Consider the following 14,307-nt stretch of genomic DNA (forward strand, 5'->3'; position numbering starts at 1 on the left):
ATGACCGAGGCCAGCAAACCCGTCCTCACCGGCGGCTGCCAATGCGGCGCAATCCGCTACGCGCTGATGTCGGCGCCGACGCGCGTGAGCATCTGCCATTGCCGGATGTGCCAGAAGGCCTCGGGCGCGCCGTTCGCGTCCTTCGCCGACGTCAACCGCGAGAACTTCGCCTGGACCCGCGGCACGCCGGGAACGTTCCGCTCCTCTTCGATCGCCGACCGCTATTTCTGCCCCGCCTGCGGCACGCCGCTCGGCTTCGGCGGCATCGACGGGCCGCGGATCGAGATCATGACCGGCACCTTTGACCGGCCCGACCGCGTCGTGCCGACGCGGCAGTTCGGCTCGGAATCCCGGCTCGGCTGGGTGGTCGCGATCGCCAATCTGCCGAGCCAGACCACGCAGCAGAATTACGGACCGGACAAGATGGCACGCATCGTCAGCCATCAACATCCGGATCATGATTGAGCGCTGAACCGATGTGTGAGGATCGACCATGTTCAGCTGGCTGGCCGCACTCATCGAAACCGCGATCCACAGCCTCTGGACGCGCAGCATGACGGCGGATCCTCGCAATGATCCGGTCTACAAGACGAAGCTGAAAGAGCTCATCGAGAGAAACCGCAGGTTTGAGGACGCCCGGGAATGACCCGCATTCCGAATTTCGCCGACATCGCCTTTGAACCGACCGCCGCCCCCGCGCCCGTGGGCGCCGCCGAACCGTGGCTGACGCCCGAGGGCATTCCGGTCAAGCCCGCCTATGGCGAGGCCGATCTCGCCGGCATCGATTTCCTGGAGACGTGGCCGGGCACGGCGCCCTATCTGCGCGGCCCCTACCCGACCATGTATGTCAACCAGCCATGGACGGTCCGGCAATATGCCGGCTTCTCCACGGCCGAGGATTCCAACGCCTTCTACCGCCGCAACCTCGCGGCTGGTCAGAAAGGCCTTTCCGTCGCGTTCGATCTCGCCACCCATCGCGGCTATGATTCCGATCATCCGCGCGTCGGCGGCGACGTCGGCATGGCCGGCGTCGCCATCGATTCGATCTACGACATGCGCACCCTGTTCGCCGGCATCCCGCTCGACCAGATGAGCGTGTCGATGACCATGAACGGCGCGGTGCTGCCGATCCTCGCTTTGTTCGTCGTTGCGGCGGAAGAGCAAGGCGTGTCGCCGGAGAAGCTGTCGGGCACCATTCAGAACGACATTCTGAAAGAGTTCATGGTGCGCAACACCTACATCTATCCGCCGTCGCCCTCGATGCGGATCATCTCCGACATCTTCGCCTTCACCTCGCAGCGGATGCCGAAGTTCAACTCGATCTCCATCTCCGGCTATCACATGCAGGAGGCCGGCGCGACGCAGGACCTCGAGCTCGCCTATACGCTCGCCGACGGCGTCGAGTACCTGCGCGCCGGCATCGCCGCGGGCCTCGACGTCGACCGCTTCGCCCCTCGCCTGTCGTTCTTCTGGGCGATCGGCATTAACTTCTTCATGGAGGTCGCCAAGCTCCGCGCGGCGCGACTCTTGTGGGCCAAGCTCCTGAAGCCGTTCAATCCCAAGGACCCGCGCTCGCTGTCGCTGCGCACCCACAGCCAGACCTCGGGCTGGTCGCTGACCGCGCAGGACGTCTACAACAACGTGGTGCGCACCGCCGTCGAGGCGATGGCCGCGACGCAAGGGCACACACAGTCGCTGCACACCAATGCGCTCGACGAGGCGCTGGCGCTGCCGACCGACTTCTCCGCCCGCATCGCCCGCAACACGCAGCTCTTCCTGCAACAGGAGAGCGGCACCACCCGCATCATCGACCCCTGGGGCGGCTCCTATTACGTCGAGCGCCTCACCCGCGATCTCGCCGCCAAGGCCTGGGGCCATATCCAGGAGATCGAGGAGCTCGGCGGCATGGCCAAGGCGATCGAGGCCGGCGTGCCGAAGCTGCGCATCGAGGAGGCCTCGGCCAAGACCCAGGCGCGTATCGACACCGGCCGCCAGTCGGTGATCGGCGTCAACAAGTACAAGCCGACCGACGAGCCGCCGCTCGACGTGCTCAAGGTCGACAATTCCACCGTGCGCCGGCTGCAGATCGACAAGCTGTCGCGGCTGAAATCCGAGCGCAAGCAGGCCGAGGTCGATGCCGCGTTGGCGGCGCTGACGCGCTCGGCCGGTGACGGTAACGGCAATCTGCTGGCACTCGCCATCGAGGCCGCGCGCGCCAAGGCCACGGTCGGCGAGATCTCCGACGCGCTGGAGAAAGTGTTCGGCCGCCACCGTGCCGAGATCAAGTCCATCACCGGCGTCTACAAGCGGGAGATCGCCGCCATGTCCGGCAAAGCCGAGAAGCTGCAGGCGCTGATCGAGTCCTTCGAGGAAGCGGAAGGCCGCAGGCCGCGCATCCTCGTCGCCAAGATCGGCCAGGACGGCCACGACCGCGGCCAGAAGGTGATCGCGTCGGCCTTCGCCGACATCGGATTCGACGTCGACATCGGGCCGCTGTTCGCCACTGCCGATGAGGCCGCGCGGCAGGCAGTCGAGAACGACGTCCACATCCTCGGCGTCTCTTCGCTGGCGGCCGCGCATCTCACCGCGGTGCCGGAGCTGAAGGCCGCACTGAAGAAGCAGGGCCGCGAGGACATCATGATCATCGTCGGCGGCGTGGTGCCGCCGCAGGATTACGACGCGCTGTACAAGTCCGGCGCCGAGGCGATCTTCCCGCCGGGCACCGTGATCGCCGACGCCGCCGAGGAGCTGATCCACAAGCTCAACGCGCGGCTCGGGCACAGCGAGGCGGCGGAGTAGGCTTTCCGCGTTTGGAAGCGTTTGTGTAGGCGCGCGGTCACCTGATCGCGCGCCGATCTGTTTGCCGTCATGAACCTCAGCGATCTCCCGCGATACGCATCTTCATCCACCGGATTTGAATGACCATGCCCCGTTCATCGCTCTGCATTGCCGCCCTCCTCGGCCTGCTTGCCGCGTCCCCCGTCATCGCCGCCGAGCCGAAGCCGGACGCCACCATCAACAGCAAGGCGATCGAGGCCAACGTCACGCTCGATGCCCAGATCAAGCAGGACGCGGCGCTATCAGCCTATTGCCTCGCCGACGGCAAGAAGTGGATCGACAAGAACGCGGCCGATGCCGCCAAGGAAAGGAAAGAAGACCCGCAGCTGTTCCGCGACCGCAAATGGTCATTCGAACGAAAATACTCCGTCCGCTCCGTCGTCGTCGACCGCTATGTCAGCGTGCTCAGGGACGACTACATGGACACCAATGGCGCGCATCCCAACAGCGACGTGAACACCATCCTGTGGGACAAGACCGCAGCCAAGCCGATCAGCATCCGCCCGTTCTTCACCGAGACCGCTGACAACGGCCCGGCGATGAAGGCGATGCTGGCGGCTCTCATCACCTCGCTCAAGGCCGAAAAGAAGAAGCGCGATGCGACGGAAACGGCGACAGCCGAATGGTTCAAGGAGCTGGAGCCGAAGCTCCTGAAGATCGGCGCAGTGACGCTCGCTCCTTCCACGGATGCCGGCAAGAGCTCCGGCCTGACCTTCCATTATCCGCCCTATGCCGTCGGTCCCTACGCCGAAGGCCAGTACGTCGCCTTCGTGCCCTGGGAGACCCTGAAGCCGTATCTCAGCCCCGAAGGTCAGGCGATCTTCGCCGGCAGCCGGCCGAAGGGAGACGCCGAAGACAACTAGCTGGCCGCGCCGTCTGCATCCGCTATAACGGACGCATGTCTTCCCGCTCCTCCGCTCCGCCCGGAATCACGACCTTGGCCGACGACATCCGCGCCGGCAGCCGCGCGGCCCTCGCGCGCGCCATCACCCTGGTCGAGAGCCGGCGCGGAGATCATCAGGCATCCGCACGCGAGCTGGTGCAGGCGCTGCTGCCGCAAACGGGCAACGCGTTCCGCGTCGGCATCACCGGCTCGCCGGGCGTCGGGAAATCGACCACGATCGATGCGCTCGGCATGCATCTGATCGCGCAAGGCCACAAGGTCGCCGTGCTCGCGGTCGATCCCTCCTCGGCGCGCACTGGCGGTTCCATCCTCGGCGACAAGACGCGGATGGCGCGGCTGTCGCATCATGAGGACGCCTTCATCCGTCCCTCGCCTTCCTCGGGCACGCTCGGCGGCGTCGCCGCCAAGACGCGCGAGGCGATGCTGTTGTGCGAGGCCGCGGGCTTCGACGTCGTGCTGGTCGAGACGGTCGGCATCGGCCAGTCCGAGACCGCCGTCTGCGACATGACCGACTTCTTCCTCGCGCTGATGCTGCCGGGCGGAGGCGACGAGCTGCAGGGCATCAAGAAGGGCCTGGTCGAGCTCGCCGACATGATCGCGATCAACAAGGCCGACGGCGACAACGTCAAGCGCGCCAACATCACCGCGGCCGATTATCGCGGCGCGCTGCATCTGCTCTCCCCGCGCTCCGAGCACTGGCATCCGCCGGTCGTGACCTATTCAGCCATGGCCGGCACGGGGATCGCGGAGCTCTGGCAGAAGGTGCTCGATCATCGCAAGGCGATGATCGCCTCCGGCGAGTTCGCCGCGCGCCGCCGTGACCAGCAGGTGAAGTGGATGTGGACCATGCTGGAGCAGCGCCTGATGGCGCGGCTGCGCACCGATCCCTCCATTCGCGCGAAGGTGAAGAAGCTCGAGACAGAGGTTGCCGAGGGCCGCGTCGCGCCCGCACTTGCGGCCGAGCAGCTCGCGGAGATGCTGTCGTGACCGAGCAGCTCCGCATTCTCATCACTGGCTTCGGCCCGTTCCCCGGCGCGCCGTCCAACCCGACCATGCCGCTCGTCAGGCGGCTGGCCGAGCTGCGCCGGCCGGCATTGGCTGATGTCGAGATCAGCAGTCACATCTTCCATGTTACCTACGCCACCGTCGATCGCGAGCTGCCGCAGCTGATCGCCGAGCGGCGGCCGCAGGCGCTGTTGATGTTCGGGCTTGCAGGACGAACCTCCTATCTCCGCATCGAGACCCGCGCCCGCAACGCCGTCACCACCACCTTCCCCGACGCGGACCGCCACATCGCCCGCAAGGGCGTCATCATGCCGGGCGCGCATCCGATGTCGTTCGGCCCGCATATGACGCGCCTGCTGCGCGCCGCCCGCGCCACCGGCATCGACGCAAGGCCGTCGCGCGACGCCGGCAGCTATCTCTGCAACTACCTGAGCTGGCGCGCGATCGAGGCGACGCAGAGCGAAGGCGGCCCGCGCCTCGCCGCCTTCATCCACATTCCTCCGCTGCCGCGCGCGGGAACGGCGCTGCCCCTAGGCAGCCCGCGCATCACGCTGGAGGCGCTGGTCGAGGCCGGCGAGGCGATGCTGATGCAGCTGGTGAAGCTCGCGCGGAGGAAGGCTTAGTCGAGCTCGACTACGCCCATCGCTTCAATTCGGTTGAAGCAATCGGACTTGTGAGTTGGAGCCCAGGCCCGCGCATCGCTGTCGGTGCGCTCCCTCTCCCCGTCCTTCACGGGGAGAGGGTTGGGGTGAGGGGCAGCCACGCGCACCGGCCTTGCGGAAAGCCCCCCTCACCCGGACTGCATCTTCGATGCAATCCGACCTCTCCCCGCAATCGGCAGGGCTATCGCATATGGAGATGCGGAGTTCTCCCGACGGTCGATCCTGTCGATTAGTTACTCCGTCATGCCCGGGCTTGTCCCGGCCATCCACCTCGTTCTTAGCATGCCGGCCGACGTGGATGGCCGGGACAAGCCCGGCCATGACGATGTGGAAAGAGGCGAGCACAAAGCTGTCACCGTCATATGCGATAGCCCTGCCGCAAGCGGGGCGAGGTTGCACCGAGTAAAGATTTAACCCTACCCGTAACAAACAGCGCTTGCGGCGCCGCGCCCAAGCCAGCCGTCAGCGCTTTCGCGTTATCTGATCAGCGAGAGCTGACCCACGCGAGCCCGACATCATGGACGTCAATCGCCGTAACCTGATCGGCGCGACTGCGGCCGGTGCCGCCGGCGCCCTGGCGCTACCCAGCGAGCCGGCGAAGGCCACCCCGCTCATTGCTTCACTCGGCCGCGACGCCACGCAATATGGCGTCAAGCCCAACAGTCCCGACGACCAGACCCGCGCGCTCCAGCGCGCGATCGATGAAGCGGCGCGCGCGCAGGCCCCGTTGGCGCTGCCGCCTGGCACCTACCGCACCTCGATGCTGCGGCTCGCGAGGGGCAGCCAGCTGGTCGGCGTCCGCGGCGCCACCAAGCTGGTCTTCACCGGAGGCGGTCCATCACTGCTTTCGGCCGAAGGCGCCGACGGTCTCGGCGTCACCGGCCTGTCGCTCGACGGCGGCGGCATCGCCCTGCCCCAGCGCCGCGGCCTGCTGCACGTCGCCGCTGGCAACGATGTCCGGATCCTCGACTGCGAGATCATCCGCTCCGGCGGCAGCGGCATCTGGCTGGAGCAGGTCTCGGGCGATGTCAGCGGCAACGTCATCACCGACATCGCGGTCACCGCGGTGGTCTCCTTCGATGCGCTCGGACTGATCGTGTCGCGCAACACCATCCGCGGCACGCGCGACAACGGCATCGAGATCCTGCGCACCGCGATCGGCGATGACGGCACGATGGTGCTCGACAATCATATCGAAGACATCAAGGCCGGTCCCGGCGGCTCCGGCCAGTACGGCAATGCCATCAACGCCTTCCGCGCCGGCAACGTCATCGTCAGAGGCAACCGCATCAGGAATTGCGACTACTCGGCCGTGCGCGGCAACTCCGCCTCCAACATCCAGATCGTCGGCAACAGCGTCACCGACGTCCGCGAGGTCGCGCTGTATTCGGAGTTCTCGTTCGAAGGCGCGGTCATATCAGGCAATACGGTCGACGGCGCCGCCTTCGGCGTCTCCGTCTGCAACTTCAACGAAGGCGGACGCATCGCGGTTGTCCAGGGCAACATCATCCGCAACCTGATCCCGAAGCGCCCGATCGGCACCGCGCCCGACGACGATGCCGGGATCGGCATCTATGTCGAGGCGGATTCATCGGTGACCGGCAACGTCGTGGAGAACGCCCCCTCCTACGGCATCGTCGCCGGCTGGGGCCGTTATCTGCGCGACGTCGTCATTTCCGGCAATGTGGTCCGCAACGCGCTCGCCGGCATCGGCGTCTCGGTCGTGCCGGGCGCGGGCACGGCGCTCGTCAGCGGCAACATGATCTCCGGCACGCCGCGCGGCGCGGTGATCGGGCTCGATCACATCAAGCCGGTGACGTCAGATCTCACGCAGGACGGCGCGCAGCGGTTTGCGCAGCTGAACGTCAGCGGCAACGCCGTGGTTCGATGAGGCTTAATAGGCCACGGCCAGTGCCGGATAGCGGCGCTCGATGGCATCGAGATCGACCACCGGCTCATCATACTCGGCGTCAGACTCGTCCATGCCGATGCTCAAAGCCTGCTCCAGCGCGGACATGTCGATCCGCGCCGGCGCCATGGTCAGATCGGGTGCAACGTCGGCTTCCACGTCGTCGGGTTCGATGACGAAGTCGGGCTCCGGATCATCCGCTGAAAGTTCGATCTCGGGCTCGACGACGATCTCGGACTCCGCAAGCACGGTTTCGAGCGAGCGCGGCAGCGCAATCGGGCGATGCTCGACGATCGGCGTCGCGACCCGCGGCGTTTCCATCCTTTGCGTTTCGATCCTTGCCGTTTCGATCCTTGGCGTTTCGACGGGCCGCTGCTGGATGTGATGAAGCGTGATCGGCTCCGGCTCGGCGAGGCGCACGGGCGCCGGCGGCGCGGCCAGTTTCGCGGCCGGCCTTTGGCTCGCCACGATGCTCCCCGGCTCTGGCTCGGCGCGACGCACCGGAGCCGGCGGCACGGCCAGCGTCGCAGCCGGGCTTTGGCGCGGCACGATGCTCACCGGCTCGGGCTCGGCGCGGGACAGCCCCTTCCAGGTCTGCACCGCAGCCTTGGCGTGCCGGAGGTCGTCGAGGAATGCCTGCTCGGTGTAATAGCGCCGCCAGCGGCCGCTATCGAACAGCTCGGTGAGATGATCGAGACGCCGTTCGGCAAGCGCGCACCAGCGCGCAGCCAGTTCGCGGCTGCAAGCCACGTCCAGTCGATGTGTCATAGGGGAGCCCGAAAAAAGGGGACGGACGCACTCGGCACGAATCAACGCAACGTGACGTGAATATTTTGTGGAAAAGGTTAACAAAGTCTAGCTAACGCCATCTTCTTTGGCGGCCAAACCGTAGTCGTGCGGACCTTTTGTCCGTGGTTTCGCGGGCTCGGCCGCGTCGAAACAACGCTGGCGCGTCCGCCGAGATCATCGCGCAACCCGAAGCTGTAGCGTGGAGCGGCAGTGATCCGCTCGTCGCGGCGCTCACGCATCCCAAATGAACACATCCCAAAATGAAAGAGCCGTCCGGGGGGACAACCGGACGGCTCGAGCCATATGGGCGCTTGGGGTGGATGGGCGCTCGCGCCTGATATAGCCGTGGGGAGGGGATCACCGCTCCCACGTACCATCTGTCGTGACCGCCCTAGCGCGCGTTCAAAGTCACAGCGGGAATTTTGGAGCATTCACGAAAACGTTGACGCTACTGCTGCGCCGGCCGAAGGGGGTCCGCAGGCGGTGCGTCGGTTGTCATATTTGTCGACATGGCCGAGGTCGAGGCTGGGCGCAGCTCGCGTGCGGGCTCCGGCTCCCGTCCCTTGTCGCCGGGCGACCCGGCCGCCGGTGCGGCCGACATTGCGGGCCGATCCTGCGGAGACAGCACGGCCTGCACGGCTGCCAGCGCGTCCGCCTCCCCTGCCCCGAACAGATCATCCTGCCCGGGCGAGCCGAGATCGCGCGCGGTCCTGGTCAGCACCGTGCGCACCGTCTCCGGCTTCAGTGACGGATTGCGCTCCAGCACCAGCGCCGCAAGGCCGCTGACATAGGCTGCGGAGAATGAGGTGCCGGAGATGATCTGGTACTTGCCGTCCGGCGCCGGCAGGAAGATGTCGGCGCCAGGCGCGGCGAGCGCGATGTAGTTGCCGCGGTTCGATGCCGGCAGCAATTGATCCCTTGTGTCGGTGGCGCTGACGGCGATGACGTTCGGATTGGCAGCGGGATAGAGCGGCGGCGATTTCGCCCCGGCATTGCCGGCGGCGGCGACCATGACGACCTCCTTCGCCGCGACGGCTGCGATCGCGCGCTCGATCACGGCATCCTTCGGGCCGGCGAAGCTCATATTGATGATCTGCGCCCCATGCAGTGCCGCGTAGTCCAGCGCCTTCAGGATCACATAGGAGCTGCTCTCCGCGCCGCCGCCTTTCTTGCCCACGCCGAACGCACGGATGGCGATGATCCGCGCATAGGGCGCGCTGCCCATCAGCCGCTTGTGCGAGACGATCACGCCGGCGATGCCGGTGCCGTGCACATGCGGCCCCTCGTCGCCCCCGAGCGCATCATACGTATCGAACGACGCATCGGCGAATTCGGGATGCTTGAGGTCGACCGCGGAATCGATCACCGCGATGGTCACGTTGGAGCCCTGCGCCAACTTATGCGCCTCCGGCAGCCGCAGCTTCGCCAGCGCGTATTGCGCCGGATCACCCTCCGCAGGCGTCGCGCTCTGCTGCAGGGCATAGCGATAATTCGGCTGCACCGCGCGGACGCTGCGATCGGCCGCAAAGGCGCGGCTGACCGCCTCGACGGAGCGGCGGTCGGTGATCCTGAACAGGCCGATGGTCGCGCCGATCAAGGGAAAATTCTGCGAGCTGATGCGCTGCAGGCCATAGCGCCGCGCCAGAGCGTCGGCCTGGTCGGTGGACAGGCTGCCGTCGATCTCGGCGACCAGCTCATTGGCGATGCTGCGCGGATCGCTTGCGGCCGCGGCGGCGGGCTCGCGCCGCTGCGCTGACTTCGCCGACTTGCCCCTGCCCGACGTCCCGTTCGCCGACGCCGCCTTGTCCGATCCGCCCTCGGCAGTCGCCGACGAGCGCCTCGCGCATTCTCCCGAGGTCGTGCGGTCGGGCGGGCTACAGGATGTCTGCAGGTTCGGTGAGAAGCGCGCGGTCGGCAGCGCCGGCCGGATGGCAATGCCGGGGTTCGGCGCCGGCGCCCGCATCGCCGCGCCCGGATTGATGCTCGGCACCCGGCTCGGAATGTTGATCGTGGGCGAGCGCATCATCGCCTGCGCCGATGCGCTGAGATCGCCGCTCGCCATGCCGAGCAGCACGCCTGCGCTGAACGCAGCGAGATGTCTTGCGGACCGCAGCAACGCGCGCAGCGACATGGAGCCTCCGAACGAGCTCTCGGACGGCGCAGCCTATTGGGCAGCCACCGCGAGGCTGACGATCTTCTCCCGCGACAGCCGGCCGATCAGGCCGTCGGCGTCCGCCCGCGACAGCGGCTGGTTGCCGAGCTGCAGCTTGAACAGCCCGCCCTGGGCGCCTCCGACGATCGAGGCCTGATAGCTGTCGAGCAGCGCGGTGATGTCGGCCATGCGCGCATCCGGCGCGAACCGCACCAGCGCGTAGACCGGCGCGGTCGATCCAGCGACCTGCGGGCCGAGCCCGCGGATCAGCGGCGCAGCCGGGGCCGGGGCTTCGGCCATGCGCTGGCGGGCCACGCTGCTGTCAGGCGCCCGTTCGGCCAGAGCCGGCGCGGCCGCGCTGGGCGGCGGCGGTGCTGCTGCCATCGGCCTGCTCACAGGCGCAGGAGCGACACTCTTCTCTTGGACAGCTTTGTCCTCGGCGACCGAGGCGGTCTGATAAGTCGCGGTCTGCGAGCGCATCAGCACGGCGCCGATGATGCCGGCCTGCGCCACCACCAAGAGCGCACCAAGGCTGACGGTCCACACCAAGGTGCGCGGCGACAGGCTCTCGAAGAACGCCATGATGCGCGCGCCGGCGCCGGGCAGCGCCTTGGGCGCCTGCTCCGGCTCGGCCTCGATCGCGGCGAACAGCTTCTGCATCGCGCGCATCGACGGCGCGCCGAGGCTTTCGTTCAGCGCGATGGTCTCGGCGTATTCCTTCTGGATCTCGGCATATTGCAGGGCGAGATCGGCATCCTGCGCCAGCGCCTCCTCGACTCGGCGCATATCGCGCGCATTCAGCGTGCCGGCGGCGTACCACGGCAACAGCAGCTCGATGTCACCGGGCTCTTGCTCCAGCATCTTCTTGCTCAAAGCCATCATGGCCAGCCTCTTTCAATGCCGGCCGCCTTCAGGAGTTCGGCCAATTTCTTACGCGCATAGAACAGGCGCGTCTTGACGGTGTTTTCCGGAATTCCGACAATCTCGGCCACCTCCTCCACGGACTTCTCGTGGTAGTAGACGAGATCGACGATCTCCCGGTGGTCAGGCGAAAGCGCGGTCAGGCACTTGCGCAGGGCTTCCCCGGTATTCTTCTTCTGCAACGCCACTTCCGGATCGTCGGACGTATCCTCGATCGCGTTGGCGGCGTCGTCCTCGAGCTCAACGTCCTTGCGGCGCCGAAGTGCCGAGAGCGCCTTGAATCGCGTGATGGCCAGCAGCCAGGTGGAAACGGCAGAGCGGCCTTCGAACTTGCCGGCCTGACGCCACACGTCGAGAAAAACCTCGCTGATGAGGTCTTCCGCGGCCTGTTCGTCCCGCACGAGCCGCAGCCCGAAACGGTACACCCTGACATGGTGCCGTCCATACAGCACCTGCATGGCGAGCCGGTCGCCTTGAGCGATCCGGGCAATCAGGGTTTCGTCTGACGCCGCTGCTGTCACGCTCAATGGCCGTCTCGCAAGATTGGTCTGGAGGAATGAGATTGCGGTTCGAATACAACCGCAAAATTCTTGAAAATACCGGAAAGATACGTCCCCGCGTGTGAGCTGGCGCACAGACACGCACATTTTGCTGCATCGCCCGGGGCAATCGCGCCCGGCGGGGTCCCGCCTACCATGTCACGTCCCTGACCAACTGCGCCCGAAAGCCGTAAATTCCCTGCCGCGGCATGCCGCAGCGTCACGTCGTCCCAGTTCCCCTAGATACCAAAGTTAAAGGCTTTCCCACGTAGATTTTCAGTTGAACCGGAACAAATTGCGCGCGCATGGGCACCACGGCACCGCCTTATTCCATTCCCGACGTTGCCGATGCTGACGGCCCGCGATCGCCCCCGGCGCGCGAGCTGCGCGTTCGGCGCGCGGGCCGGCGCCGGCAGATCCTGGCGATGATCGCCGGCTGCTACCTCACCGACGCGATCATCCTGTTCATCTACGCCCAGGCCGGCACCGTGCCGACCACGATCGCCCCGTCCTATGCGGCAATCGGCGTGCTCACCGTCGCTCTGTGGACGGTGCTGTCGGAGAGCGGGTTCAACGACCGCTTCCATGATCACTATCTGGTCGTGCCGCAATCGATCGTCAGCATGATGATGACGGTCGCGTTCTGCTACATCGCGCCGGAAGTCAGCATCGTCTTCCTGTGCACGCTGTATCTGGTGGTCGGCTTCAGCTCGCTGCGCGCCACGCCGCGGCAGACTGCGATCTGCTGGACGTTCCTGGCGCTCGGGCTCGCCGGCCTGTTCCTGCTGACCGACAAGCCGCTCGGCATGCCCACCGGCAGCCCGCTGGAGCGGCTCGCGACGCTCCTGGTGTTCGTGCTGACCATTGCCGGCTGCATGTTCCTCGGCATCTTCTCCAGCGCCCTGCGCGAGACGCTGTATCAGCGCGGCCAGAAGCTGAAGGAAGCCTATCGCCGCATCGAGGAGCTCGCCGAGCTCGACGAGCTGACCGGCGCGCTGAACCGGCGCTCGATCATGCACGTGCTGGAGGAGGAGCTGGCACGCGCGCGGCAGGCCGGCCGGCCCTGCTCGGTCGTGCTGATCGATCTCGACTGGTTCAAGCGCATCAATGACGAGCACGGCCACCCGACCGGCGACGACGTGCTGCGCACCTTCGCCATCACCATGTTCGCCAACATCCGCGGCAGCGACCGTTTCGGCCGCTATGGCGGCGAGGAGTTTCTGCTGGTGCTGCCCGGCGCGCCGCAGGACCCGGCCTGCCGGCTGGCCGAGCGGCTGCGCCAGATCATCGCCGAGCTCGACTGGAGCGCGTTCTCGACCGGCCTCCAGGTCACCTTCTCGGCCGGCGTCGCCACTGCGCGCGGCGACGAGACCACGGAATCGCTGCTGTCGCGCGCCGACCGCGCGCTCTACGAGTCCAAGGCGCAGGGACGCAATCGCGTCACCCGCGCCTGAGCGGTCCGGCATGACGACGAAGCCCAAGCCCAATGAGAGCCTGCTGGACGAGCTGGAGGACACGCTCGCGCACGGCACGGTGGCGCGGCGGGTCGAGACCCTGCGCAAGGTGACCGACCTGTTCGTGGACGGCACGTCGGACTTTGCCGACGACCAGGTGGCCCTGTTCGATGACGTGTTCGAATGCCTGATCGACCACATCGAGACCTCGGCACGCGCCCTGCTCGCCAGCCGGCTCGCGCCGCTCGACCGCGCTCCGCCGCGGACCTTGCACCGGCTCGCCGATGACGACGCCATCGAGGTCGCCGGCCCCGTGCTGTCGAAATCCGAACGGCTCGACGAAGCCGCGCTGATCCGCACCGCCCAGACCAAGAGCCAGGCGCATCTGCTCGCCATCTCAATCCGCCGCGTGCTGAGCCGCGCCGTCACCGATATCCTGCTCCGGCGCGGCAATGACGCGGTCGTGCACAGCACGGTCAGCAATCCCGGCGCGGACCTCTCGGAGCGCAGCTTCGACGCGCTGGTCGATCGCGCGGCACTCGACGAGAACCTCGCCGCATGCCTTGCTTTGCGGCCCAACCTGCCCCGCCCTCTCTATCTGAAGCTCGTCGCAAAGGCCTCGGCCACGGTGCGCGCGCGGCTCGAAGCGGCCAACCCCAAGCTGGCGCCGGAAGTCTCCTCCGCCGTGCGCACCGCCGGCCGGCGGGCGCGGTCGAGCGCGGTGGCGCTGACAAGCCAGACCGAGATCGCGCATGCGCTGGTCCGCTCGCTGCACGCCGATGGCCGGCTCGACGACCGCCTGCTGGTTCAGTTCACCGAGCAGCGCAAGTTCGACGAAGCCAATGCCGCGGTCGCCGCCATGGCCAACGTGCCGGTCGCGGTCGCCGAGAGCATCATGATCGAGAGCCGCGCCGAGGGCGTGATGATCCTCGCCAAGGTCGCAGGCCTCGCGTGGCCGACGGTCGAATCGATCATCCAGATGCGCGATGAGCTGGCTGGCGCCGCCGCCACCGATCTCGTCGCCTCCAAGGCGACCTATGAGCGGCTGCGGCGCTCCACTGCGCAGCAGGTGCTGCGTTTCCATCGCGTGCAGGACGGGGCGTCGGCGCAGGCCTGACCCATCGCCGAGCGCAA

Annotated in this window: 13 protein-coding genes; 9 read left to right on the forward strand and 4 right to left on the reverse strand. The window is 66.9% G+C overall.

From position 1 onward, the window contains the following. The 7 genes from BRAD285_RS20755 to BRAD285_RS20780 all read left to right on the forward strand — a co-directional run bounded on the left by BRAD285_RS20755 (position 1) and on the right by BRAD285_RS20780 (position 7,300). Positions 1 to 465, forward strand: coding sequence for a GFA family protein (locus BRAD285_RS20755; protein WP_006614588.1), 465 nt, complete (start codon positions 1 to 3; stop codon positions 463 to 465). Between the two features lie 28 nt (positions 466 to 493). Then, entirely contained in the window at positions 494 to 646 is a 153-nt protein-coding gene (locus BRAD285_RS35460) for a hypothetical protein (protein WP_157681689.1), read from the forward strand. Next, the gene (gene scpA, locus BRAD285_RS20760) at positions 643 to 2,799 is read left to right on the forward strand and encodes a methylmalonyl-CoA mutase (RefSeq protein WP_006614589.1); all 2,157 of its coding nucleotides are present in this window, start codon (positions 643 to 645) and stop codon (positions 2,797 to 2,799) included. Before BRAD285_RS35460 ends, scpA begins: the two co-directional genes overlap by 4 nt. 125 nt (positions 2,800 to 2,924) lie before the next feature. Further along, positions 2,925 to 3,701, forward strand: a complete 777-nt coding sequence (locus BRAD285_RS20765; protein ID WP_006614590.1) for a DUF3298 and DUF4163 domain-containing protein — start codon at positions 2,925 to 2,927, stop codon at positions 3,699 to 3,701. A 35-nt stretch (positions 3,702 to 3,736) separates the two neighbouring features. After that, complete coding sequence (meaB, locus tag BRAD285_RS20770; RefSeq protein ID WP_006614591.1) at positions 3,737 to 4,729, forward strand: methylmalonyl Co-A mutase-associated GTPase MeaB; 993 nt, start codon at positions 3,737 to 3,739, stop codon at positions 4,727 to 4,729. Then, positions 4,726 to 5,370 (forward strand): pyroglutamyl-peptidase I, encoded by a 645-nt coding sequence (locus BRAD285_RS20775; protein ID WP_006614592.1) that lies wholly within the window; start codon positions 4,726 to 4,728, stop codon positions 5,368 to 5,370. The genes meaB and BRAD285_RS20775 overlap by 4 nt, the downstream gene beginning before the upstream one ends. 556 nt (positions 5,371 to 5,926) lie before the next feature. Beyond that, positions 5,927 to 7,300, forward strand: coding sequence for a TIGR03808 family TAT-translocated repetitive protein (locus tag BRAD285_RS20780; protein WP_006612970.1), 1,374 nt, complete (start codon positions 5,927 to 5,929; stop codon positions 7,298 to 7,300). 3 nt (positions 7,301 to 7,303) lie between these two features. Here the strand turns inward: BRAD285_RS20780 and BRAD285_RS20785 are convergent, their stop codons facing one another. The 4 genes from BRAD285_RS20785 to BRAD285_RS20800 all read right to left on the reverse strand — a co-directional run bounded on the left by BRAD285_RS20785 (position 7,304) and on the right by BRAD285_RS20800 (position 11,707). Then, positions 7,304 to 8,068 carry a TIGR03809 family protein gene (locus tag BRAD285_RS20785; RefSeq protein ID WP_035647104.1) on the reverse strand — a complete coding sequence of 255 codons (765 nt, stop codon included), beginning with the start codon at positions 8,066 to 8,068 and terminating at the stop codon, positions 7,304 to 7,306. A 487-nt stretch (positions 8,069 to 8,555) separates the two neighbouring features. Further along, complete coding sequence (locus tag BRAD285_RS20790) at positions 8,556 to 10,238, reverse strand: S8 family serine peptidase (RefSeq protein WP_006612968.1); 1,683 nt, start codon at positions 10,236 to 10,238, stop codon at positions 8,556 to 8,558. 33 nt (positions 10,239 to 10,271) lie between these two features. Next, positions 10,272 to 11,141 carry a hypothetical protein gene (locus BRAD285_RS20795; protein WP_006612967.1) on the reverse strand — a complete coding sequence of 290 codons (870 nt, stop codon included), beginning with the start codon at positions 11,139 to 11,141 and terminating at the stop codon, positions 10,272 to 10,274. Next, positions 11,138 to 11,707: a sigma-70 family RNA polymerase sigma factor gene (locus tag BRAD285_RS20800; protein WP_006612966.1), complete on the reverse strand. Its 570-nt coding sequence runs from the start codon at positions 11,705 to 11,707 to the stop codon at positions 11,138 to 11,140. The genes BRAD285_RS20795 and BRAD285_RS20800 overlap by 4 nt, the downstream gene beginning before the upstream one ends. A gap of 317 nt (positions 11,708 to 12,024) precedes the next feature. On the opposite strand from BRAD285_RS20800, the gene BRAD285_RS20805 reads away from it, so the two are divergent. Together BRAD285_RS20805 and BRAD285_RS20810 are read left to right on the forward strand one after the other, a co-directional pair. Beyond that, positions 12,025 to 13,173, forward strand: coding sequence for a GGDEF domain-containing protein (locus tag BRAD285_RS20805; protein ID WP_006612965.1), 1,149 nt, complete (start codon positions 12,025 to 12,027; stop codon positions 13,171 to 13,173). A gap of 10 nt (positions 13,174 to 13,183) precedes the next feature. Continuing rightward, a complete protein-coding gene (locus tag BRAD285_RS20810; RefSeq protein ID WP_006612964.1) occupies positions 13,184 to 14,290 on the forward strand; it encodes a DUF2336 domain-containing protein in 1,107 nt (368 codons plus the stop codon). Positions 14,291 to 14,307 lie beyond the last annotated feature (17 nt).

This window comes from Bradyrhizobium sp. ORS 285 (assembly GCF_900176205.1).
In the GTDB taxonomy this organism is placed as follows: Bacteria; Pseudomonadota; Alphaproteobacteria; order Rhizobiales; family Xanthobacteraceae; genus Bradyrhizobium.

Bases quoted from the DNA above. Each gene is read 5' to 3' on its own strand.
- BRAD285_RS20795 (WP_006612967.1), bottom strand. From the start codon at position 11,141: ATGATGGCTTTGAGCAAGAAGATGCTGGAGCAAGAGCCCGGTGACATC.
- BRAD285_RS20790 (WP_006612968.1), bottom strand. From the start codon at position 10,238: ATGTCGCTGCGCGCGTTGCTGCGGTCCGCAAGACATCTCGCTGCGTTC.
- BRAD285_RS35460 (WP_157681689.1), top strand. From the start codon at position 494: ATGTTCAGCTGGCTGGCCGCACTCATCGAAACCGCGATCCACAGCCTC.
- BRAD285_RS20805 (WP_006612965.1), top strand. From the start codon at position 12,025: ATGGGCACCACGGCACCGCCTTATTCCATTCCCGACGTTGCCGATGCT.
- BRAD285_RS20810 (WP_006612964.1), top strand. From the start codon at position 13,184: ATGACGACGAAGCCCAAGCCCAATGAGAGCCTGCTGGACGAGCTGGAG.
- meaB (WP_006614591.1), top strand. From the start codon at position 3,737: ATGTCTTCCCGCTCCTCCGCTCCGCCCGGAATCACGACCTTGGCCGAC.
- scpA (WP_006614589.1), top strand. From the start codon at position 643: ATGACCCGCATTCCGAATTTCGCCGACATCGCCTTTGAACCGACCGCC.
- BRAD285_RS20755 (WP_006614588.1), top strand. From the start codon at position 1: ATGACCGAGGCCAGCAAACCCGTCCTCACCGGCGGCTGCCAATGCGGC.
- BRAD285_RS20765 (WP_006614590.1), top strand. From the start codon at position 2,925: ATGCCCCGTTCATCGCTCTGCATTGCCGCCCTCCTCGGCCTGCTTGCC.
- BRAD285_RS20780 (WP_006612970.1), top strand. From the start codon at position 5,927: ATGGACGTCAATCGCCGTAACCTGATCGGCGCGACTGCGGCCGGTGCC.